General features: G+C 67.6%; 22 protein-coding genes. 11 read left to right on the plus strand and 11 right to left on the minus strand.

The features are described 5' to 3' along the window. Positions 1–13: 13 nt before the first annotated feature. From NN4_RS20960 to NN4_RS20970, 3 genes are all read right to left on the minus strand, one after another. Positions 14–601, minus strand: coding sequence for a DUF3558 domain-containing protein (locus tag NN4_RS20960; RefSeq protein ID WP_147133950.1), 588 nt, complete (start codon positions 599–601; stop codon positions 14–16). Further along, on the minus strand, positions 598–987 hold the full coding sequence (locus tag NN4_RS20965; RefSeq protein WP_147133953.1) for a hypothetical protein: 390 nt from the start codon (positions 985–987) through the stop codon (positions 598–600). Before NN4_RS20965 ends, NN4_RS20960 begins: the two co-directional genes overlap by 4 nt. 170 nt (positions 988–1,157) lie before the next feature. Further along, positions 1,158–2,354 carry an FAD-dependent monooxygenase gene (locus NN4_RS20970; RefSeq protein WP_147133956.1) on the minus strand — a complete coding sequence of 399 codons (1,197 nt, stop codon included), beginning with the start codon at positions 2,352–2,354 and terminating at the stop codon, positions 1,158–1,160. A gap of 111 nt (positions 2,355–2,465) precedes the next feature. Here NN4_RS20970 and NN4_RS20975 point away from each other — a divergent pair, with 111 nt between their 5' ends. Together NN4_RS20975 and NN4_RS20980 are read left to right on the plus strand one after the other, a co-directional pair. Then, a complete protein-coding gene (locus tag NN4_RS20975) occupies positions 2,466–3,197 on the plus strand; it encodes a TetR/AcrR family transcriptional regulator (protein ID WP_147133959.1) in 732 nt (243 codons plus the stop codon). 52 nt (positions 3,198–3,249) lie between these two features. Continuing rightward, positions 3,250–3,669 (plus strand): limonene-1,2-epoxide hydrolase family protein, encoded by a 420-nt coding sequence (locus NN4_RS20980; RefSeq protein WP_147133962.1) that lies wholly within the window; start codon positions 3,250–3,252, stop codon positions 3,667–3,669. A 10-nt stretch (positions 3,670–3,679) separates the two neighbouring features. Here the strand turns inward: NN4_RS20980 and NN4_RS20985 are convergent, their stop codons facing one another. After that, positions 3,680–4,390, minus strand: coding sequence for a GbsR/MarR family transcriptional regulator (locus NN4_RS20985; protein WP_147133965.1), 711 nt, complete (start codon positions 4,388–4,390; stop codon positions 3,680–3,682). Between the two features lie 244 nt (positions 4,391–4,634). On the opposite strand from NN4_RS20985, the gene NN4_RS20990 reads away from it, so the two are divergent. After that, positions 4,635–5,816, plus strand: coding sequence for a cytochrome P450 (locus tag NN4_RS20990; protein WP_415842847.1), 1,182 nt, complete (start codon positions 4,635–4,637; stop codon positions 5,814–5,816). Between the two features lie 13 nt (positions 5,817–5,829). Next, positions 5,830–6,036 carry a ferredoxin gene (locus NN4_RS20995; protein ID WP_147133972.1) on the plus strand — a complete coding sequence of 69 codons (207 nt, stop codon included), beginning with the start codon at positions 5,830–5,832 and terminating at the stop codon, positions 6,034–6,036. A gap of 39 nt (positions 6,037–6,075) precedes the next feature. Here NN4_RS20995 and NN4_RS21000 read toward each other — a convergent pair whose 3' ends face one another. Next, positions 6,076–6,348 (minus strand): hypothetical protein, encoded by a 273-nt coding sequence (locus tag NN4_RS21000; RefSeq protein ID WP_107659177.1) that lies wholly within the window; start codon positions 6,346–6,348, stop codon positions 6,076–6,078. Between the two features lie 316 nt (positions 6,349–6,664). Here NN4_RS21000 and phoH2 point away from each other — a divergent pair, with 316 nt between their 5' ends. From phoH2 to NN4_RS21015, 3 genes are all read left to right on the plus strand, one after another. Continuing rightward, positions 6,665–8,050: an RNA 5'-3' helicase PhoH2 gene (phoH2, locus tag NN4_RS21005; protein ID WP_147133975.1), complete on the plus strand. Its 1,386-nt coding sequence runs from the start codon at positions 6,665–6,667 to the stop codon at positions 8,048–8,050. Between the two features lie 169 nt (positions 8,051–8,219). Beyond that, positions 8,220–8,786, plus strand: a complete 567-nt coding sequence (locus NN4_RS21010) for an LGFP repeat-containing protein (protein ID WP_246180986.1) — start codon at positions 8,220–8,222, stop codon at positions 8,784–8,786. A 102-nt stretch (positions 8,787–8,888) separates the two neighbouring features. After that, on the plus strand, positions 8,889–9,746 hold the full coding sequence (locus NN4_RS21015; RefSeq protein WP_107659176.1) for an acyl-ACP desaturase: 858 nt from the start codon (positions 8,889–8,891) through the stop codon (positions 9,744–9,746). A gap of 346 nt (positions 9,747–10,092) precedes the next feature. On the opposite strand, the gene NN4_RS21020 is transcribed toward NN4_RS21015, so the two are convergent. After that, positions 10,093–11,496 carry a class II fumarate hydratase gene (locus NN4_RS21020; protein WP_147133978.1) on the minus strand — a complete coding sequence of 468 codons (1,404 nt, stop codon included), beginning with the start codon at positions 11,494–11,496 and terminating at the stop codon, positions 10,093–10,095. Between the two features lie 205 nt (positions 11,497–11,701). Next, positions 11,702–12,745: a class II fructose-bisphosphatase gene (gene glpX / locus NN4_RS21025; protein ID WP_107659175.1), complete on the minus strand. Its 1,044-nt coding sequence runs from the start codon at positions 12,743–12,745 to the stop codon at positions 11,702–11,704. Positions 12,746–12,936: 191 nt separating this feature from the next. Here glpX and NN4_RS21030 point away from each other — a divergent pair, with 191 nt between their 5' ends. Both NN4_RS21030 and NN4_RS21035 read left to right on the plus strand, forming a co-directional pair. After that, on the plus strand, positions 12,937–13,503 hold the full coding sequence (locus NN4_RS21030) for a DUF4245 domain-containing protein (protein WP_147133981.1): 567 nt from the start codon (positions 12,937–12,939) through the stop codon (positions 13,501–13,503). Positions 13,504–13,606: 103 nt separating this feature from the next. Further along, the gene (locus NN4_RS21035) at positions 13,607–13,828 is read left to right on the plus strand and encodes a hypothetical protein (RefSeq protein ID WP_147133984.1); all 222 of its coding nucleotides are present in this window, start codon (positions 13,607–13,609) and stop codon (positions 13,826–13,828) included. Here NN4_RS21035 and NN4_RS21040 read toward each other — a convergent pair. From NN4_RS21040 to NN4_RS21055, 4 genes are all read right to left on the minus strand, one after another. Then, positions 13,825–14,169: a VOC family protein gene (locus tag NN4_RS21040; protein WP_135233209.1), complete on the minus strand. Its 345-nt coding sequence runs from the start codon at positions 14,167–14,169 to the stop codon at positions 13,825–13,827. The two genes, NN4_RS21035 and NN4_RS21040, sit on opposite strands and share 4 nt — an antisense overlap. Then, the gene (locus NN4_RS21045) at positions 14,166–14,414 is read right to left on the minus strand and encodes an exodeoxyribonuclease VII small subunit (protein ID WP_147133987.1); all 249 of its coding nucleotides are present in this window, start codon (positions 14,412–14,414) and stop codon (positions 14,166–14,168) included. The genes NN4_RS21040 and NN4_RS21045 overlap by 4 nt, the downstream gene beginning before the upstream one ends. A gap of 2 nt (positions 14,415–14,416) precedes the next feature. Continuing rightward, positions 14,417–15,655 carry an exodeoxyribonuclease VII large subunit gene (gene xseA, locus NN4_RS21050; RefSeq protein WP_222595122.1) on the minus strand — a complete coding sequence of 413 codons (1,239 nt, stop codon included), beginning with the start codon at positions 15,653–15,655 and terminating at the stop codon, positions 14,417–14,419. 181 nt (positions 15,656–15,836) lie between these two features. Further along, on the minus strand, positions 15,837–16,514 hold the full coding sequence (locus NN4_RS21055) for a lipid droplet-associated protein (protein WP_147133993.1): 678 nt from the start codon (positions 16,512–16,514) through the stop codon (positions 15,837–15,839). 163 nt (positions 16,515–16,677) lie between these two features. Here NN4_RS21055 and NN4_RS21060 point away from each other — a divergent pair, with 163 nt between their 5' ends. Together NN4_RS21060 and NN4_RS21065 are read left to right on the plus strand one after the other, a co-directional pair. Next, on the plus strand, positions 16,678–17,688 hold the full coding sequence (locus NN4_RS21060) for a 4-hydroxy-3-methylbut-2-enyl diphosphate reductase (protein WP_147133996.1): 1,011 nt from the start codon (positions 16,678–16,680) through the stop codon (positions 17,686–17,688). 1,220 nt (positions 17,689–18,908) lie between these two features. Further along, positions 18,909–19,856 carry a phosphotransferase gene (locus NN4_RS21065; protein ID WP_147133999.1) on the plus strand — a complete coding sequence of 316 codons (948 nt, stop codon included), beginning with the start codon at positions 18,909–18,911 and terminating at the stop codon, positions 19,854–19,856. Positions 19,857–19,980 lie beyond the last annotated feature (124 nt).

Here is a 19,980-nt window from a genome sequence, read left to right on the forward strand (position 1 = left end):
CCCGTGGGGTTGTTCAGCTGCCCGCGGACAGCAGTGGTGCGACTGCTTGGGCGATTTCGGTGGCGGTGTCGCAGGGCGACAGTTTGCGTGGATGCTTGCCGGTCGGGTCGTCGACGAGCAGATACAGCGAGCCGCTCTTCATCTCGACGTTGATCGAGCATCCACCGGGAACGTCCGGTCTGGCTGCATAGCGCAGCGCCTTGCGGCCGTTGATCGAGATGTCTACGGCGGCAGGGAACTTGTCGCGTACTTGATCGAGGGTTCCATTGGTGGTCTCGACGGTGAAGCCGTAGCCGGCCTTGGCGACGTAGCGGCAGCCCTTCCAGCTGATGCCGCCCGCGGTGTTCTGCTTCGGCGAGGGCGGCAACGCGTCCCACTGGTGCGTGCCGAGGAATTGCGGTGTGAGCGCGGCGCACGGATCGAAGGCGGCTTGTGGATCGGATCCCGTTGTCTCGGTGGTAGATGGCGCGGTCGCCGTCGGCGTTGTCGGTGTGCCGGACGTCTTCGCCTCGGTGCCGCATCCCGCCAGCAGCGCCGCCAGGAGTGCCGCAGCCGCGAAACCAATTCCTGGCGAACGGCTCCCATGCTGGACAACGCTCATGCGCTGATCTCCCGCAACTTTGCCGCGAATTCGGCATCGGTGCGCTGGTAGGTCTCGCAGATGGTCTTGAACATCGCCCGGATCTCCTCGGCGACCGTGACGTAGTCGCTGAGGGTGTCGTAGGCGTTGTTCGGTCCACCGAATGCCTTCTCGCGGAACAGTTGTACGAGCTCGACGGCCGACGACAGGCGCGGATTGCTCTCGCCGAGTCCCCAGGAGGTTTTCTCGCCGAGGTCACGCGCGTCGGCCCGGATGCCGGTGAGCTGATTGATCAACTCCTGACACGCCTTGTCGATATCGATGAACCCCTGCGGATCCATCCGCACCGTCAACGCCCCGGCCTTCGCATCCTCGATGTACCCGGGAAACGGGCTGTCCACCGCCATCACCGTCCCCTTTCATGAGTGCCTCTGACCCTATAGACGCGCCCCGCCCGACTTCGGTTCCATCGAAACACAGCGGATTCTCCGGTGCGACCGGATCGGCGCATCGACTGCGCATACCGGTCGGCCTCGAATCCGTGTGAAAGATCGAAAACTCCCTGCGGCCAACGCTTTCAGTTGATCTCGCGTTGCCGCACCATGGCCGGGTAGTCCTGCAGGTCGATGTCGTTGGCAGCCTTGTCGGCGTACTTCGCCATGAGGGTGAACAGCCACGATCCGAGAAACCAGTTGCGCACCCGGATACCGAGGGCCGTCTTCGGCGCGAGGAACTTGCCCGTGTTGTTGTTGTCGGCGATTTTGGCGTAGCTCCGCATGATCTCGTCGTAGCGGGCGAAGGCCACCGCGTGATCGCCGTCGGCGACGGCGAGTTCGCCGGCGATGACGTACGCGCCGATGAGTGCGAGCCCGGAGCCGAAGCCCGCCAACGTGTTTCCGTAGGCCGAGTCGCCGACCAGCGCGACCCGCCCCTTGGTGTAGCCGCCCGTCAACCGCATCCGGCTGAGCGAATCGAGGTAGATGTCGTCGAAGTCGGCCAATTCGCTGAGCATCTGCGGTACGTCCCAGCGCACGTCGGCGAAGACCTGCTCGATGATGCGCCGCTGGGCGGCGGTGTCGTCGCGGGAGTAGTCGAGTTCGGGGGACGCGAACATGTAGAACTGCTGCGCTTTCGGACCGCCGCTGATGGCGAGCTTGCCCGGCGCGTTGTGGCCGTAGGAGGTGGCGCGTGCCTTCGGTCCGGTCGTGTCGGCGTTGGCCGGGGCCGCGCCCGCGATGCAGTAGTAGTGGCCGAGGTATTCGACGAAGTCTTTTTCCGGTCCGAAGACGAGTCCGCGCACCCGGGAATGGATGCCGTCGGCGCCGAAGACCAGGTCGAAGGTGCGCGCGGGCCCGTGCTCGAACTCGACGTGCACGCCGTCGGCGAACTCGGTGAGCGCGCTGATCGAATCGCCGAACAGATATTCGCAGTGTTCCGCAGTGTGCTTGTACATGATTTCGGCGAGATCGCCGCGCAGGATCTCCAGGTCTCCGCCGGTGAAGTCGCCGGACATGGTGGCGAGCCGGTTGCCGTTCGCGTCGACGAAGACGGTGTCGGTGGTGCCGGTCCTGCGCTGCTCGAGGTCGTCGCGCAGGCCCATGCGGTCCAGCACGGTCACCTGGGTGCGGCCTTTGAAGTCGATGGCTTGACCGCCCGACCGCAGGCCTCGGGCCCGCTCGACCACGGTGACGGCGAAGCCGTAGCGGTGCAGCCAGTAGGCGAGGGCAGGGCCCGCGACGCTGGCGCCGGAGATGAGAACGGTCTGGTTACGCATGAGTGCTCCATCCACAAGTATCTGTGTCTATAGGATTCTGTTTCCGTCGGACGCAGATCAGCGTATGGTAGACACAGTTTCCGAGTCAAGCTGCCTCGAAAGGATCCGGTCATGCCGACCCCGACCACCGTGCAGCTGCTGTGGGGCACCCAGCAGCGGCCCAAGCGCGGCCCGAAGCCCTCGCTTTCACTAGACGGGATCGTGGCCGAGGCGATCGCCCTCGTGGATGCCGAAGGCCTGGCGAACCTGTCCATGCAGCGGCTGGCCGAGCGGCTCGGTTTCACCAAGATGTCGCTGTACCGATACGTGCCGGGCAAGGAGCAGCTGACCGCGCTGATGCTCGACGCCGCGATGGGCACACCGCCGGATGTCACTGCGGTGCAAGATGATCCGTCCGCCGAACGTTGGCGAGCCGGGCTGCGCCGGTGGGCCGAGAAGATCTATCAGCGCTACAGCGCGCATCCCTGGGTGATCGAACTGACCGTCGGTGCGCGTCCGTTCGGCCCCAATGAAATGGGCTGGCTGGAAAGCGCCCTCGTCGCGCTCGCGGACACCGGACTCACCGGTCCAGAGCAGCTCGACAGCATCGTGCTGGTCAACGGCCACGTCCGCAGCCTGGTCCAGCAGACCCAACCCCTGGGCGACGACCCGACCCGGCAGATCGCCGAGATGATGAGCGTGGCGGGCGATCGCTACCCGGCCGTCACCGCCGCTTTCGCGGCGGAGGCGGCGGCAATGGGCGCACCGCCGAACTCCGGCGGTCCGAACGACGCCCTGCACTTCGGTATCGAACGCGTGCTGGACGGTTTGGGCGTCCTGATCGCCCGTCGAACCGGCCGCTGAATCGACCAACGGGGACTCCCCATCGCCCCCGGCCAGGGCCTATCGTCGGACCATGACCCAGGACCTGGAACTTCAGCAAGACGCGATCACCACGGTGCGGGAGTTCCTTTCCGCGCTCGAACTCGGCGCCGTCGACGAGGCGTTGGAACTGCTGCACCCGGACGTCGTATGGAAGAACACCTCGCTGCCCGACGTCGGCGGCGGGCTGGCGCGCAAGATCCTGCGGAACCTGAATCGGGACCCGTTCGGTTTCGAGGTCGACGTGCACCACATCGCCGCCGACGGCAGCATCGTGCTCACCGACCGCACCGACTTCCTGCAGTTCGGTCCGCTGAAGATCGGGTTCTGGGTGACCGGGACCTTCGAGCTGCGCGACGGCCGAATCATCCTGTGGCACGATCACTTCAGCTGGGAGAACTTCCTGCGCGGCACCGCCGTCGGGGTATGGCGCGCCGTGTTCTCCCGCGACTGAACCGGCAGGCCTAGTCCTGAGTCCGCTGCTGCTGGAGCAGTTTCCGCCAGCGTTCGGCGGATTCGACCATGTCGTGTCCGACGAAGTCGAGGAATCGGCTGGTGTTGTACGCGCGCACGCCAGCCGGTGTGTCGCTGCCGAGCAACTCGGCGCCGCGCCGGGTCACCGCGGCCAGCTCGCATACCTGTCGTGCGCTGACCATTGTCGCGTGGACCCAGATGTTGTCGTCGACGAAGTAGCGATCCCGGCGGCTGCGAGCATCGCGTTCCCGTTGCACGAGCCCCTGGGTTTCGAGCATGTTGATGGCCGCGGAGATGGTGGCCGGGCTGACCCGAAGTCGTTGCGCCAGTTCGGCGGCGGTGAGGCTGCCGCTGTCGGTGGTGTAGAGGCAGGCCAGCGCGGCCGCCGCGGTGCGCGGAACTCCGGTCCTGGTGATCTGCGCGACGAACTGCGTCACGAATTCGTCGAGCACCACATCGCCTGCCGCCGGGGCGCTTTCGGCCGACGCGCCGCGCGATCGGTGGCGACGCGCGCGCAACTCGGTCGCTCTGTGCGCTCGCCCAGGGTGGTAGCGACCGGGTCCGCCGTTGCGGATGACTTCCCGGCTGACGGTGGAGGTCGGCCGGTTCAGCTGCCTGGCGATCTCGGCGTACCCGAGACCTTCCGCGATGCCCTCGGCGATCTGCCTGCGATCGTCCTGGGTCAACCTGCCACCCGGCATGAGCCGCCGCCTCCCTCGCGATCGAATGGTTCGTCGTGCCGAACCATTCCGCGAGTATTGCGCTCAGTGGCAGGCCATTGCAATACCTCGCTCAGCGAGGTGCATTCAGTGGCATATTCATTGCAATTCAATTCTGGAATCTACCTGCTGATATGGCTTGATAGCCTGCTCTCATCGTTGGAGAACAATTGAATGCAACGTAGCGTTCGGGCATATCCAAAACTCGAACGAAGTAGGAATCATGGTGCATCGACCACTCTCCGAATCCGTCGAACTCCCCACCACGCGCCCAGCCGGTTGCCCCTTCGACCCGCCCGCGGAACTGGCCGCGCTGCGCCCGCTGGTGCGTATGACTTTCCCCGACGGCCATCAAGGCTGGCTCGCCACCGGGCACGCGACCGTCCGCGCGGTCTTCGCCGACCCGCGCTTCAGCGTGCGCTACGAACTGGGGCACAACCCGCTGGCCGATGGCGGCCCGATGCCGCCCGCCACGCCGGGTGACCTGCTCGGTGTCGACCCGCCGGAACACACGCGCTATCGAAAACTGTTGTCCGGCAAGTTCACCGTGCGCCGCATGGCCATGCTCACCGAGCGCGTCCAGGAGATCACGACCGACCATCTGGACGCCATGGCCCGCGACGGCGGACCGGTCGACTTGATCGAAGCGTTCGCCTTCCCCGTACCCGCGCTGACCATCTGCGAGTTGCTCGGCGTTCCGTCCGCCGAGCGCGACACCTTCCGCGAGTTCGTCGCCGTGGCCAACGACATGGCCGCGTCCGTCGACGAGCGGGTGGCGGCCTTCGCCGACGGCGAGAAGTACCTGCGCACACTGGTATTGGCCAAGCGCGCCGCACCCGCCGACGACCTGCTGAGCGACCTCACCGACACCGATCTGACCGATGACGAGCTCGCCGTCATCGGCACCCTGCTGCTCGGCGCAGGCCTGGACACCACGGCGAACATGCTGGCGCTCGGCACCTTCGCCCTGCTGTCGCATCCCGACCAGCTCGCCGAGCTCCGCGCCCGGCCCGAACTCGCCGACCAGACCGTCGAGGAACTCATGCGCTACCTGAGCATCGTGCACACCTCGTCGCGGGTGGCGCTCGCGGATGTCGAGCTGGACGGTCAGCTGATCAAGGCGGGGGAGACGGTCGCGCTGTCGACCCAGGCGGCCAACCGCGACCCGGCCAAGTTCGACGATCCCGACGCCTTCGACATCCGGCGCAACGCCGTCGGACACGTCGGCTTCGGGCACGGCGTCCATCAGTGCCTCGGTCAGCAACTCGCCCGCGTCGAGATGCGAGTCGCGTTGCCCGCCTTGGTGCGTCGCTTCCCGACGTTGCGGCTGGCCGTCCCGGCCGACGAGGTCCCGTTGCGGCACGACATGGACATCTACGGCGTGCACCGGCTCCCGGTCACCTGGTAAGGGGCGGGCACCGATGAAGATCACGATCGACCGGCACCGCTGCATCGGTGCGGGCATGTGCGCACTGCTCGCACCCGAGGTTTTCGATCAGGACACCGACGACGGAAAGGTACGGCTGCTCGACCCCGCGCCGCAGCCCGCTCGGCATGCGGTGGCACGAGAGGCGGAGCACGCTTGCCCGTCCGGCGCCATCGACATCGTTCCGGACGGAGCATCGTAATCGCAGGTCGGGTGGGATAAATCACACCTGACCGGTGACTCAGCTGTGCTCGTTCAGATACTCCAGATAGAACGGCCGCAGCACCTCGGCGACCTCACCGTCGCCAGCGTGGATGTAGTCGTCGATCATCGGCAGCACGTACTTGATGTCGGCTTCGCTCTCGCCGAGGTTGCCCGCGGCGGCCTCGGCGGCCGGGATCGAGGTGAGCAACCGCCACAGGAACTTGACGTCCCCGTGCCGCACGGCGAGCTTCACCGCGCGATCGTGCAGTTCCTTCGACGACAGCTTCTCCAGGTCCTCGTTACCGGCCATGCCAGCGACTCTAACCGGCGCCCCGGCGCGGCGGCCACGGCCCGGTCGTTCGCGTCGGCGAGTGAGGTTAACGACAAATTCACGGACACGCCTACCTGTGCGGGAGCGGGGAAGCGTAGTTCGGCGGTAGCGTCGATGGTGCGGGCCGCGGCGGTGTGGCTCGTACGGGAGGTCCTGACCGTGACTGAGCTATTCAGTACGAGGGGGCCGGCACCCGGCCCTCGTGGCATCTGACGGCAACGTCAGGTCCCATCAGGACGGACCGGTCCAGCGAGATCGTTCGTGCGGGTGCCGTGCGGACAAAGAGGAGCCCACCGTGACTGCTTCACGCTCCGTTCCCGCTCCCTCGGCGCAATCCCGTTCCGCGAAAGGCGGAACCGCCGCGAAGGGTGCACACCCCTCGCATTCCCTCGCCAACACCTTCGTCATCGACACGTCGGTCCTGTTGTCCGATCCCTGGGCGTTCACCCGGTTCGGCGAACACGATGTGGTGCTTCCGCTGGTGGTCATCAGCGAACTCGAAGGCAAACGGCATCACCACGAATTGGGCTGGTTCGCGCGGGAAGCCCTGCGCAACCTGGACGATCTGCGCTTGCTGCACGGCAGGCTGGATCAGCAGGTGCCGATCGGCACCGAGGGTGGAACGCTGCAGGTGGAACTGAACCACACCGATCCCGCGGTCCTTCCGGTCGGATTCCGCACCGACACCAATGATTCCCGAATCCTGGCCTGTGCACTCAATCTGGCGGCCGAGGGCCGTCAGGTGGTGCTGGTGTCCAAGGACATTCCGCTACGGGTCAAAGCGAGTGCGGTGGGCTTGCAAGCCGACGAATATCACGCGCAGGACGTCGTCACCTCCGGCTGGTCCGGCATGGTGGAGCTCGACGTCAGCTCGGGGCAGATCGACCAGCTCTACTCGGAGTCGGTGCTGGACATCGACGACGCCCGGGAACTGCCCTGCCACACCGGAATCCGGTTGCTGGGTAGCAGCTCCAGCGCGCTCGGCCGGGTCACCCCGGACAAGCGGGTTCAGCTGGTGCGCGAACGCGAAGCGTTCGGCCTGCACGGCCGCTCCGCGGAGCAGCGCATCGCGCTCGATCTGCTGCTGGACGAGAGCATCGGCATCGTCTCGCTCGGCGGCCGGGCCGGTACCGGCAAATCCGCGCTCGCGTTGACCGCGGGCCTGGAGGCGGTGCTGGAGCGGCGAACTCAGCGAAAGGTGGTTGTCTTCCGTCCGCTCTACGCGGTCGGTGGTCAGGAGCTCGGTTACCTGCCGGGCAGCGAGAGCGAGAAGATGGGGCCGTGGGCCCAGGCGGTCTTCGACACCCTCGACGGGCTGGCCAGCCGTGAGGTGATGGAGGAGGTGCTCGCCCGCGACATGCTGGAGGTGTTGCCGCTCACCCACATTCGCGGCCGGTCGCTGCACGACTCGTTCGTGATCGTGGACGAGGCCCAGTCGCTGGAGCGCAATGTGCTGCTCACGGTGCTCAGCCGGCTCGGCACCGGGTCGCGGGTGGTGCTCACCCACGATGTCGCCCAGCGGGACAACCTGCGGGTCGGCAGGCACGACGGTGTCGCCGCGGTGATCGAAAAGCTCAAGGGTCACCCGTTGTTCGCCCACATCACGCTGACCCGCAGTGAGCGCTCGCCGATCGCGGCGCTCGTGACCGAGATGCTGGAGGAGTACGGCCCCAACGCCTGAGTCGGTTGGTGTGTTTCCCCGCACAGTTGCCGGGTAATATCCCGGCGATAGCTGTTCGGTATGACCCGGCGTGTCCCTGGTGGATTCGCCGGGTCATTGCTGAACATCGGCCTAGGCTGCCAGCGGCGTCACCGAGTCGGCGACGTTTTCGGTAGCCACTTTCGAGAGGATGGAAATGCACCACTTCGCTCGACGAACGGCTGGATACACTGCCTTGCTCGCCGCCACCGGCCTGATCATCGCCGGCTGCAGCAGCAATGACGACGACGACAAGAACGACAGCGCGGCCTCGGCGGGAGCGTCGGCGGCCTCGGCGCTGATGACCACCACGGTCCCGATGGGCACCACCGAGGAGCACACCTCCGGTGCCGCGGAGGAGACCAAGATCGCGACGCAGCGTGGTGACATCGCCGTCTCCGGGCACATTTTCGACAAGTACGTGCAGACCGGCGGCCCGACCGGCCCGCTCGGCGCTCCGCTGGAAGCGCAGGAAGACGGACCCGACGACGGCAAGTACCAGGACTTCGTCGGCGGCACGATCTACAAGGCCAAGGACGGCCAGCCGCACATCATCTGGGGCGAGATCCGCAAGGCGTGGGAAGACAACGGCGGCGCCAAGGGCAAGCTCGGCTACCCCACCAGCGACGAGAAGGACATCGCGGGCGGCAAGGAGAGCGACTTCTCCGGTGGCACCATCACCTGGGTCGACGGCAAGACGACCGTCACGCCGAAGTAGGTAGTCGGTTCGGCGCCCGGGGCGGCTGAGCCGGTCCCGGGCGCCCGTCCAGTCTTATCCAATGAATGCCCGTATTTCGGGCTCAACCGCTAGGTTGGCTAGGTGCAAACTCTCTTGACCGATCGCGAGTTGCTCGAATCCCTCGCGCTGGACGTGGAATCCATTCTGCGTCGCCACATCGACGCCGCCGACGGATGGCAGCCGCACGACTTCGTGCCGTGGGACGACGGCCGTAACTTCGCGTTCCTCCACGGGACCGACTGGGCGCCGGAGCAGTCCGAGCTCAGCGAGGTCGCCAAGCTGGCGTTGACCGTCAGCGTGCTGATCGCGGACAACCTGCCCTCGTACCACCGGGAGCTGGGCAAGTACCTGCGCACCGGCGCGTGGTGGCGCTGGGTCGGCCGGTGGACCGCCGAGGAGAACCGCCACGAGATCATGATCCGCAACTTCCTCATGGTGACTCGGGCGGTGGACCCGGTCGAGCTGGAGCGGATGCGGATGAAGCACATGACCGACGGCTTCCGCCGCCCGGGCATGCACCTGCTCGACGTGCTGGCCGCCTGCGCCTTCGAAGAGGTCGCCGCCGCCATCCGGCATCGCAACACCGCGGCGCTCGGCGAGAGCCCGATGGTCACAGCGATCGCCGAGCGCATCGCGCTCGATGACGAGATGCAGGCGGTCGTGTTCGCCGAGCTGGTCGAGGCAGGCCTGAACGTGGCGCCCGATCAGGCGATGCGCGCCATCGCCGACCAGGTCGCCGACTTCAAGGTGCCCTCGGTGACGCTGGCCGACGGCCGCACCAGCGACGAGGTGCTCGCCGTAGCCGGGATCTACGACCCGGCCAAGGAGAACGAGTTGGTCTTCAAGCCGCTGCTGAAGCGGTGGAACGTCTTCACTCGGACCGACCTCGGTGAAGCGGGCGAAGCGGCTCGCGCCGAACTCGCGCATCTGCGCGACTGAATTACCCCCGGTCGGCGCGTGGATTTACCGCGCCGACCGGATTTTTTCCTTTTTCGCGTAGTTGTGATGAAACACACGCGATGTCGCCAGCGATTAGCTGTGTACATCCGCATTATGCGGAAGCGAGAAAGGAAAGAATCATGGTTGAAGCAATTGTCGAGGGCATGGTCGCCCTCTTCGGTGTCGGCGCTAAGGCGTTCCTCGCAGCACTCGGCATCGTCTTCTGATGTCCCCCGCGTGGGTATTCGGCCACGCCGAGCTACCCACGCCCACGCTCCGCCGAGCGTCACGTCGGACCAGTATGAGGGTGTCCGACGTGGCGCTCGCGCGGCGTCGAAAGTAATTGCTATTTCTTGTCTTCGACCTTCGCCATGGACAGCACATCCAATCGGCGGTCGAGTTCTTCTTCGGTGAGCTTCTCATCGAGCAGACCGCGATCGATAACCGTCTGGCGAATTGTCTTCTTGTGCTTCAATGCTTCTTTGGCAACGGCCGCCGCCTCCTCGTAACCGATCGCCGAATTCAGCGGGGTCACAATGGAGGGCGAGGACTCCGCCAAGGTGCGCAGATGATCGACATTGGCGACCAGTCCGCGCACACACTTGTCCGCGAAGAGCCGGGAAACATTGGCGAGCAACCGAATCGACTCGAGCAGATTCCGCGCCATCACCGGGATATAGACATTCAGTTCGAAGGCGCCGTTCGCGCCGCCGAACGCGACAGTCGCGTCATTACCGATCACCTGCGCCGCGACCTGCGTAACCGCCTCCGGCAGCACGGGATTGACCTTGCCGGGCATGATCGAACTGCCGGGCTGCAGATCGGGCAGCTGGAGTTCGCCGAGGCCGGTCAGCGGGCCCGAGCCCATCCAGCGAATGTCGTTGGCGATCTTGGTGAGACTCACCGCGACGGTGCGCGCCGCGCCCGACGCCTCGACCAGTCCGTCCCGGGCCGCCTGCGCCTCGAAGTGATCCGTGGCCTCGCGCAGCGCGTCGAGGCCGGTCGAACGAATCAGTTCCGCAACGACCTTGCCGCCGAACCCGTCCGGCGCATTGAGGCCGGTGCCCACCGCGGTGCCGCCGATGGGCAGCTCGCCGAGGCGCGGCAGGGTCGCCATGAGACGGTCGATGCCCGCGGCGATCTGGCGGGTGTAGCCGCCGAACTCCTGGCCGAGGGTCACCGGCACCGCGTCCATCAGGTGGGTGCGGCCCGACTTGACCACGGTCCGCCACTCGGTCGACTTGTCCAGCAGGGCCAGCCGCAGGTGCTCGAGCGCGGGCACCAGGTCGGTGATGATCGCCTCGGTCGCGGCGAGATGCACCGCGGTGGGGAAGGTGTCGTTGGACGACTGCGACATGTTCACGTCGTCGTTGGGGTGCACGGTGACGCCGTTCGCCTTGGCGATCGAGGCGATCACCTCGTTGGCGTTCATGTTCGAGCTGGTGCCCGAGCCGGTCTGGAAAACGTCGATCGGGAACTGGTCGTCGTGCTTGCCCGCGGCGATCTCGTCGGCGGCGGCGATGATGGCGTCGGCCTTCGCGGGGTCGAGCAGCCCCAGATCCCGATTCACCTTGGCGCAGGCGGCCTTCAGCAGGCCGAGCGCGCGGATCTGCGCGCGCTCCAGGCCGCGTCCGCTGATCGGGAAGTTCTCCACGGCCCGCTGGGTCTGCGCCCGCCACAGCGCGTCCACCGGGACCCTGACCTCGCCCATGGTGTCGTGCTCGATGCGGTACTGCGTCTCCTCCGTCATGTTTCCGACCATATGCCCGAGACGACCGTCATGGGGCTGCCACGCCTGTAGTGATTCGCACATCCGCGGCTGCGTCGCACCCGGAATATCCGCGGGGTGGTCGACAGGTCGCGGCGCGGGACCGTTCGGCTTGCCTCGATGTGCCCGCAAAAGCAGAGACGCGCAGGGGATACCTGCGCGTCTCGGTGTTCTCGATGGTGCCGGATCAGGGCAGCGGCGGCACCGCGTGCTCGTCACCGATGAAGTCGACCGAGGAGTACTCGCGCAGCTTGGTCAGCCGGTGGTAGGCGTCGATCATCCGGACCGTGCCGGACTTGGAGCGCATCACGATCGACTGGGTGGACGCGCCGCCACCGTAGTAGCGCACGCCGCGCAGCAGGTCACCGTCGGTGACGCCGGTGGCGCAGAAGAAGACGTTGTCGCCCGCCACCAGATCCTCGGTGGTGAGTACCCGATCCAGATCGTGGCCCGCGTCGATCGCCTTCTGCCGCTCGTCGTCGTCGGTGGGGGCCAGCATGCCCTGCAGCTCGCCGCCCATACAGCGCATCGCGGCGGCCGCGATGATGCCCTCGGGGGTGCCGCCGACGCCGACCAGGATGTCGGTGCCCGAGTCGGGCCTGGCCGCGGCGATGGCGCCCGCGACGTCGCCGTCGGAGATCAGCCGGATGCGCGCGCCCGCGTCCCGGACCTGCTGGATCAGCTCGGCGTGCCGGGGCCGGTCCAGGATGCAGACGGTCAGGTCCGACTTCGACAGGCCCTTGGCCTTGGCGACCCGGCGGATGTTCTCGCCGATGGGGACCGAGATGTCGATCACGTCGGCGGCGTCCGGGCCGACCGCGATCTTGCTCATGTAGAACACCGCGGACGGGTCGAACATCGCGCCGCGCTGGGCGACCGCGAGCACCGCGATGGCACCGGGGGAGCCCTTCGACATCAGCGTGGTGCCGTCGACCGGGTCGACCGCGAAATCGACCTCGGGTCCGGTGCCGTCACCGACGAGCTCGCCGTTGAACAGCATGGGCGCCTCGTCCTTCTCGCCCTCGCCGATGACGACCACGCCGCGCATGGAGACCGAGTTGACCAACTGGCGCATCGCGTCGACCGCGGCGCCGTCGCCCCCCTCCTTGTCTCCGCGCCCGACCCAGCGCCCTGCGGCCATCGCACCGGCCTCGGTGACGCGGACCAGCTCGAGCGCGAGGTTGCGGTCCGGCGCCTCGCGGCGGCTCGGTGTCGGGGAAGATGCCGTCATTGCGGGGTGCCTCCTGTGCGTCGGTACAAAAGCTGTGCGCCGCGCGCGGGGTCCTGGGTGGTTACGCAAGCTGCATGACCGCGCGCGTCGGTCCGGACGATTGTCTCACTCGAACTGAGACGGGCGTACACCCTGCTCGGTCGATCGGGGTGCGTGCGGACGGACCGGACGCGCGAGTGGATACTGAGTGCGTGTCCCCGCAAAAGCCACGCATCATGAACGACTACCGGGATCTGTTCTGGTCGCTGATCCCCCTCGTGTTGATCGCCGTGGTTTTCGCCGGCCTGGCGAGCCAATGCAGTTTCGCCGCAAAGGGTCCGACGCAGGGGCAGATCCCGCACTTCGATGCGAAGGCAGCGCTCACCTCCGACGCGCGCAGCCTGCCGTTCCCCATCCGGAACCCGGCCGTGCCCACCGACTGGACCCCCAACTCCGGCAGCCGCGAGAACATCAGCGGCAACGGCGGCGGACCGATCAGCACTGTCGGCTATATCACTAACCACGGCGCCTACATGCGTTTCAGCCAGAGCAGCGCGACCGAGGAAGCCCTGTCCCGATTCGTGTTGGGCTCCCGCTATGCCACCGGTACCGAGCAGATCGGCGACCAGAAATGGATCGTCTACGCCGAGCCCGGCTCGGAATCGGCCTGGATCACCGACCTCGGCCAGGCGCGGGTGCTCATCACCGGCGCCGGTCAGCGTGAGTCTTTCGTCACGCTCGCACAGGCCATCACCGCGGCACCGCCGATCAAGCCCTGACCCCGCGTGCGCATCGAGCCCTGATGAATGGGGTCGTGCGCAGCGGACGAAGTCGTCGAATACTGCTTGCTGGGCGGGGATTCGGACGAACTCGGACAGAGCTATGAAAAAAACCATTGCAGGCCTTGCGGTCGCCACCATGCTGCTGGCACCGGCGACGGCGACCGCCGCCACTCCGCTCGATCACCCTCCCGCGACGCTCGTCGCCGACAGCGGTTCCGCCGCGACCGGTTCGGCCGGCGAATACCTGTGCAGACTGCTGAAGATGTTGCGCGCCGGGTGGGTCGACAGCTCCGGCGGCGGCCCCGCCTGCACGTTTCCCTAGCGGTGGTTGACCACGTTGACGATGGTGCCGCTGGGGTCGCGGACGAAGAAGCGGCGCACGCCCCACTGTTCGTCGGTCAGCGGATAGACGATGTCGGCGCCCGCGGCGGTCATCGCCGCGTGCACCGCATCCACGTCTTCGACCTCGACGCTCATATTCGGCTGCAACTTCTCCGCGCCGGGGCCGATGAGCAGCACCTGGGCGGTGGGGTTGGCGGGGGAGGCCATCGTGACGACCCAGCCGAGGTCCATCGCCTCCTCGAAGCCGAGCAGGCGATAGAAGTCGCGGCTGCGCTCGATGTCGGTGGTGTGGATGTCCGGCGTCGCCCGGCGGATCGTCATTTCTCGGCCTCCAGGTCGGTGCGTGACAGCGCGTCCTCCACGCGTCTCCTGGCACCGGCCAGGTGCTCCTCGCAGCGGTTGGCCAGCGCTTCGCCGCGCTCCCACAGGGCGAGCGACTCATCGAGGTCGAGGCCGCCCTGTTCGAGCATCTTCACGACATTGACCAGTTCGTCGCGGGCACGCTCGTAACCGAAGGTGGCGATCTCAGCCAATTCGGTCTCGGCATCCTTGCCGGGCTCGGCCAAGGTCAGCTCCTCCTTGTTGCGGTGTCGTCGGTCTTGTCCTGGCGGGGGCCTAGTGCCTGGGTGCCCAGCGCGGCCGCGGTGACCGCGCCGTCGGCGACCCTGATGCGTAGCTGGCTGCCCGCGGGTGAGTCTTCGATCGTGCGCACCACGTGCCGTTCCGGGCCGGCGACGCGCTGCACGACAGCGTAGCCACGGGCCAGGGTGGCGGCCGGGCCCACCGCGGTCAGCTTCTCGCGCAGGTGGCGGGTCGCGGTGGCCTCGGTGCGAATGAACTGCTCGGCACAGCGGCGGGTCGACGCGCGCAGGCGCTCGATTTCCTCACGGCGCCGGTCGATTTCGCGCAGCGGATCGGCGAGCACGGGGCGCGAACGCAGTTGGGTCAGCGCGCGGGTCTCGCGGTCGACCCAGCCGCGCAACGCGGCGGCGGAGCGGGCGCGCATATCGCGCACACCGGCCAACTCCGCGGCGGCGTCGGGCACCACGCGCTTGGCGGCGTCGGTGGGCGTGGCGGCGCGCAGGTCGGCGACGAGATCGCTGAGCGGGTTGTCCGGCTCGTGGCCGATCGCGCTCACGATGGGGGTGGTCGCGGCGACGATGGCGCGGCACAGTGCCTCGTCGGAGAAGGCAAGCAGGTCCTCCACGCTGCCGCCGCCGCGGGCGAGCACGATCACCTCGACGGACGGGTTGCGGTCGAGCTGGGCGAGGGCCTCGAGCATCTGCGGCACCGCGGTCGGACCCTGCACAGCGGTATTGCGGATCTCGAAACGCACTGCGGGCCAGCGGTTTCTGGCCACCGTCAGAACGTCGCGTTCGGCGGCGCTGGCCCGGCCGGTGATCAGGCCGACGGTCTTGGGCAGGAACGGCAGCGGCCGCTTGAGTCGCACGTCGAAGAGGCCTTCGGCGGCGAGCAGGGCCTTCAGCCGCTCGATGCGGGCGAGCAGTTCGCCGATGCCGACCGGGCGAATCTCGATGACACGCAACGACAGTGTGCCCCGGCCGGTGAAGAACGAGAGCTTGCCGTAGACCACGACCCGGCTGCCTTCCTGCAGCGGGATCGGGGACTTGCGGATGAGGTCCGGGTCGCAGGTCACCGACAACGACATGTCCGCGGACGGATCACGCAGCACCAGGAACGCCGTGCGGGTGCCCGGTCGCAGATTGATCTGGGTGATCTGGCCCTCGACCCAGATGCTGCCGAGCCGGTCGATCCACTGCGCGACCTTGATCGCGACGGAGCGCACCGGATACGGCTGCTCGGCGGAGTTGGCGGGCGCGGCGGAACTCGCGGGCGCGGCGGGGGCCTGCGCGGGCGGTTGGCCGGTGCGCTCCGGTTGACCGGGGGTCACCCGGCCAACCGTCGACGAAGGTGTGCGTGGCACCCGAGGTTGGGCACCCCGAGGAGGCGCACGCGCATGGTTTCGGTCACTGCGCCTGCACGGTGGCGATCCGATTCGTCAGCATGGTCACGAACGGCGCCCGGTTGCGGGTCTGCTGCTCGTAGTCCAGCAGCGCGGTGAGGTCTTCGACGGTCAGCATGCGCAGGCGGGCGCGCAGCTGAGCCAGGGTCATGCCGCCGTAGTCGTAGCGGGTGGCGACTTCGGGCACGCTGATCTCCGGCGCGGGGTCGGCCGCGGGGACGATCTCCAGCTTTGTCTCCGACACCGGTTCAGTGGTTTCCGGCTCGTCGGTGCTCGATACCGAGGTGCTGTGGCCGTTGCCCTCGGCAGCACGGGCGGCGGCTTCGGCGGGCAGTGTCTCGCGAGCCGTATAGGTGGCAGGCTCGGGCTCGTCGGTGGCGTACAGGTCGAAGCGGCTGGTGCGCGTCGTGCTGCCGCTCTGGGTCGGCTCCGCGTCGAGGTCCTCGTCGAAGGTGGCCCACTCCGGCTGTTCCTCCGGAGAATTGGCCAATCGATCGAAGACCGCGTCGCCCTTGAGCGCGAGGCTCGTCACGAACTGCTGGACGTGCATCGTCGTCTGCAGCAGCTGGCTGATGGCGGTGATCGGTAAATTCATTGCGGCCGTGGGTAGCCGACGAGTTTCCTCAACGGCGTAAACGGCGGCCCCGGCGGCTACCCGGGCCAGGAACGGTGGTCGAAACATGGTCCTAGCCTGCCCGAAATGGTGTGCTATGCAAAGGTCGGGGCTCACGAGAGTGATTCTGGCGTATGTCACGGCGCGCGCGGACCTCGCCTCGCCGCACGGTAGCGACTTCGGCGTACTGCCCGGGCGGCGGATAGTCGGTCGGCGCACGTAAGCTGTCGGCATGTCCTCGGCCATACCCTTGAACGTCGGAATCACCCGCTCAGCGGGTGCCGGAACCGTCGATCCCGTCGGCGGCAAGCGGGTGCTGCTCGCCGAGCCGCGGGGGTACTGCGCCGGCGTGGACCGAGCGGTGGAAACCGTCGAGAAGACGCTGGAGAAGCACGGTGCGCCGATCTACGTGCGCAAGGAGATCGTGCACAACCGCCACGTCGTGGAAACGCTGCGTGAGCAGGGCGTCATCTTCGTAGACGAGACCGACGAGGTGCCCGAGGGCTCGGTGGTCGTGTTCTCCGCACACGGTGTCTCACCTGCGGTGCACACCTCGGCCGCCGCCCGCAACCTGCACACCATCGACGCGACCTGCCCGCTGGTGACGAAGGTGCACCAGGAGGCCAAGCGGTTCGCCCGCGACGACTACGACATCCTGCTGATCGGCCACGAAGGCCACGAGGAAGTCGAGGGCACGGCGGGCGAGGCGCCCGAGCACGTGCAGCTGGTGGACGGCCCCGCCTCGGTGGACAAGGTCACCGTCCGCGACGAGTCGAAGGTGATTTGGCTCTCACAAACGACACTGAGCGTCGACGAGACGATGGAGACGGTGCAGCGGCTGCGCGAGCGCTTTCCGGCGCTGCAGGATCCGCCCAGCGACGACATCTGCTACGCCACCCAGAACCGTCAGGTCGCGGTGAAGGCGATGGCGCCCGAATGCGATCTGGTGATCGTCGTCGGCTCGCGCAACTCCTCGAACTCGGTGCGCCTGGTCGAGGTCGCGCTCAATGCCGGTGCCAAAGCCTCGTACCTGGTCGACTACGCCCGCGAGGTGGACCCCGCGTGGCTCACCGACGTCCGCACCGTCGGCATCACCTCGGGTGCCTCGGTGCCGGAGATCCTGGTCCGCGGTGTGCTGGACATGCTGGAGGAGCACGGTTATGCCGATGTTCAGCCGGTGACCACAGCGAACGAGACCTTGGTCTTCTCGCTGCCGCGCGAACTGCGCACCACCCGGCGCTGACCCTCCGCCCGACCATCCGGGGCGGGTCCCTCGCTGGACCACCCGCCGCTGAGCTGCGGCGAACCATGCGGTGTTGAGCTGCCGCGAACCATTCGGCGGCGAACTGCGCCGAACCATTCGGCGTCGAGCTGGGTGTGGATGGCGTGTGCGGATGGGACGTGGTGGCGGGCCGACCCATTCGATGCCGCCATGGTGTCCGCTTGATCGCCGTAAGGGCCTGACGCCCGCCGTCATGTCCCCGCCGCCACCGGCGCTACGCGTGAACGGGACATGGCGGCGGCGTCACTCGGTGATCGCCGCCGTGGTGTCCCTTTGGCCGTTGGTGGCGTTCGTGAGGGGGGGCATGGGGGCGGGTCGAGTCGGTGATTGCCGCTGTGGTGTCCCGTTGGTGTGGATGGCGTTTGCGGGTGGGACGTGGTGGCGGCCCGACCCACTCGGTCCCCGTCGCGGTGTCCGCTGTGATCGCCGTAAGGGCCTGACAGCGGCCGCCATGTCCCCGCCGCCATCGACGCTGCGTGCGAACGGGACGTGGTGGCGGCATCTCTCGGTGATCGCCGCCGTGGTGTCCCTTTGGCCGTTGGTGGCGTTCGTGAGGGGGACGTGGTGGCGGGTCGACTCGGTGGTTGCCGCTGTGGTGTCCCGTGGGGTGGACGGTGTTCGCGGGTGGGAAGTGGTCGCGGCCGACCCGCTCGATGCCGACCGTTGTGTCCGCTTTGATCGCTGTAAGCGCCTGACGCGCGCCGCCATGTCTCCGTCGCCACCGGCGCTGCGCACGAATGGGACAAGGTGGCGGCGTCACTCGGTGGTTGCCGCCGTGGTGTCCCGTTGGCCGCTGGTGGCATGCGCGAGGGGGACGTGGCGGAGGCATGGCCCGGCTCGGTGCCGCTGTTGGTCGCGTAAGCGCCTGACGCCTGCCGCTACGCGCGAACGGCCCGGCGCTGAGCTGCGGTAGACCGCCCGGCGCTGAGCTGCGGCGGACCATCCGGCGCTGAGCTGCGGCGGACCATCCGGCGCTGAGCTGCGGCGGACCATCCGGCGCTGAGCCGCGGCGGGCCGCCCGGTGGTGAGCTGCGCTGAACCGTCCGGAGTTGAGCTGCGCCTAGCCATTCGGCCGACTAAGCGCGGCTGCGTTGTGTCGGATCAGCGTCGGAAGCCGCTTCCGGGCGCGCGGCACGATAAATATGTCGCGCCGTGGCTGCCCGGCCTGACACCATCGCCGCATGCCAGCAGCCATGACATCCGACCAGCTCGCCGCCCGCACCACCCGAGCGGTTGCTGCGGCGGTCGACGCGGGCCGTGACCTCGGACTGACGGTGGCCGACCCGAAGGTCCTGCACGACGCGTTCTCTGTCGTTGTGCACCTCGCTCCGACACCGGTGGTGGTTCGGGTGCCCACGGTCCTGCTCTCGCCCGACCTCGATCCGCAAACGACACGCCAGCGTTCGGAGCTCGAGGTGGTGGCGTGGCTCGCGGAACAGGGCGTCCCGGTGATTCCACCGAGCCCTCTCGTGCCGCGGGAACCCGTGCGACGCAACGGTTTCTCGATGACGTTCTGGCAGTTCGTCGAGGTGGACGCGAGTGTCGAGCCCGACTATGTGCACAACTCCGGCCTGATCGCCGACCTGCACGCCGCGCTGCGCGGCTACCCGGGTGAGCTGCCGTTCCTGTCCTCGGCCGAACCGGCGGTGGTCACGGAGAGCCTGGCCGCCCTCGCGCAGAGTCCCGACCTAATCGACGCCGCAGATCTGGACCGTGCGCAGCGGGAATGGGAGATCCTGGAGCCGGTCATCCGCTCGCGCGCGGCGTTCGAGGCGGAGTTCCCCGGTATCGACCTCCAGCCGATCCACGGGGACGCTCCGGCGGTCAACGTCGTGCCCACCCCGGGTGGACCGTTGTATGCCGACTTCGAGCTGACCACGCTCGGGCCGGTCGAATGGGATCTGGCGTTTCTCGGCCCCGAATGCGAGGCCGCGTACAACGCCGCGGCGCAGCAGCGCGGCTTGCGCCCGCTGGACGAACGCCTGATGCGTTTCATCAACGCCGTAGGTATGGCCAGAACGCTGGCCTGTCTCGCGGTGGTGCCGCAGCTGCCGATGCTCGCCGAGGCTTTGACACCGTCCATCGAGTACTGGCGGTCGATGCCGTTCGCAGGCGGACTGAGTAACTGAGTGGCCGCGGCTAGAGGTTCTCGGGCCTGCGTCGGTCGGTGCGGCTCGAATCCCGTTCGCGGTAGCGGACGTTGGGCTGGGGGTGCGGCGGCGGCAGGTCGCCCCGGCGGCGCGGCGGATTGCC

The organism is Nocardia ninae NBRC 108245, from assembly GCF_007990755.1.
GTDB classification, from domain to species: Bacteria; Actinomycetota; Actinomycetes; order Mycobacteriales; family Mycobacteriaceae; genus Nocardia; species Nocardia ninae.

Coding starts and splice junctions, on each gene's coding strand:
- NN4_RS21020 (WP_147133978.1), bottom strand. CDS start 11,496: ATGACGGAGGAGACGCAGTACCGCATCGAGCACGACACCATGGGCGAG.
- NN4_RS20985 (WP_147133965.1), bottom strand. CDS start 4,390: ATGCCGGGTGGCAGGTTGACCCAGGACGATCGCAGGCAGATCGCCGAG.
- glpX (WP_107659175.1), bottom strand. CDS start 12,745: ATGACGGCATCTTCCCCGACACCGAGCCGCCGCGAGGCGCCGGACCGC.
- NN4_RS21065 (WP_147133999.1), top strand. CDS start 18,909: ATGCCAGCAGCCATGACATCCGACCAGCTCGCCGCCCGCACCACCCGA.
- NN4_RS20970 (WP_147133956.1), bottom strand. CDS start 2,354: ATGCGTAACCAGACCGTTCTCATCTCCGGCGCCAGCGTCGCGGGCCCT.
- NN4_RS20995 (WP_147133972.1), top strand. CDS start 5,830: ATGAAGATCACGATCGACCGGCACCGCTGCATCGGTGCGGGCATGTGC.
- NN4_RS21055 (WP_147133993.1), bottom strand. CDS start 16,514: ATGTTTCGACCACCGTTCCTGGCCCGGGTAGCCGCCGGGGCCGCCGTT.
- NN4_RS21010 (WP_246180986.1), top strand. CDS start 8,220: ATGGAAATGCACCACTTCGCTCGACGAACGGCTGGATACACTGCCTTG.
- NN4_RS21040 (WP_135233209.1), bottom strand. CDS start 14,169: ATGACGATCCGCCGGGCGACGCCGGACATCCACACCACCGACATCGAG.
- NN4_RS20975 (WP_147133959.1), top strand. CDS start 2,466: ATGCCGACCCCGACCACCGTGCAGCTGCTGTGGGGCACCCAGCAGCGG.
- NN4_RS21035 (WP_147133984.1), top strand. CDS start 13,607: ATGAAAAAAACCATTGCAGGCCTTGCGGTCGCCACCATGCTGCTGGCA.
- NN4_RS21000 (WP_107659177.1), bottom strand. CDS start 6,348: ATGGCCGGTAACGAGGACCTGGAGAAGCTGTCGTCGAAGGAACTGCAC.
- NN4_RS20960 (WP_147133950.1), bottom strand. CDS start 601: ATGAGCGTTGTCCAGCATGGGAGCCGTTCGCCAGGAATTGGTTTCGCG.
- NN4_RS20965 (WP_147133953.1), bottom strand. CDS start 987: ATGGCGGTGGACAGCCCGTTTCCCGGGTACATCGAGGATGCGAAGGCC.
- NN4_RS20980 (WP_147133962.1), top strand. CDS start 3,250: ATGACCCAGGACCTGGAACTTCAGCAAGACGCGATCACCACGGTGCGG.
- NN4_RS21060 (WP_147133996.1), top strand. CDS start 16,678: ATGTCCTCGGCCATACCCTTGAACGTCGGAATCACCCGCTCAGCGGGT.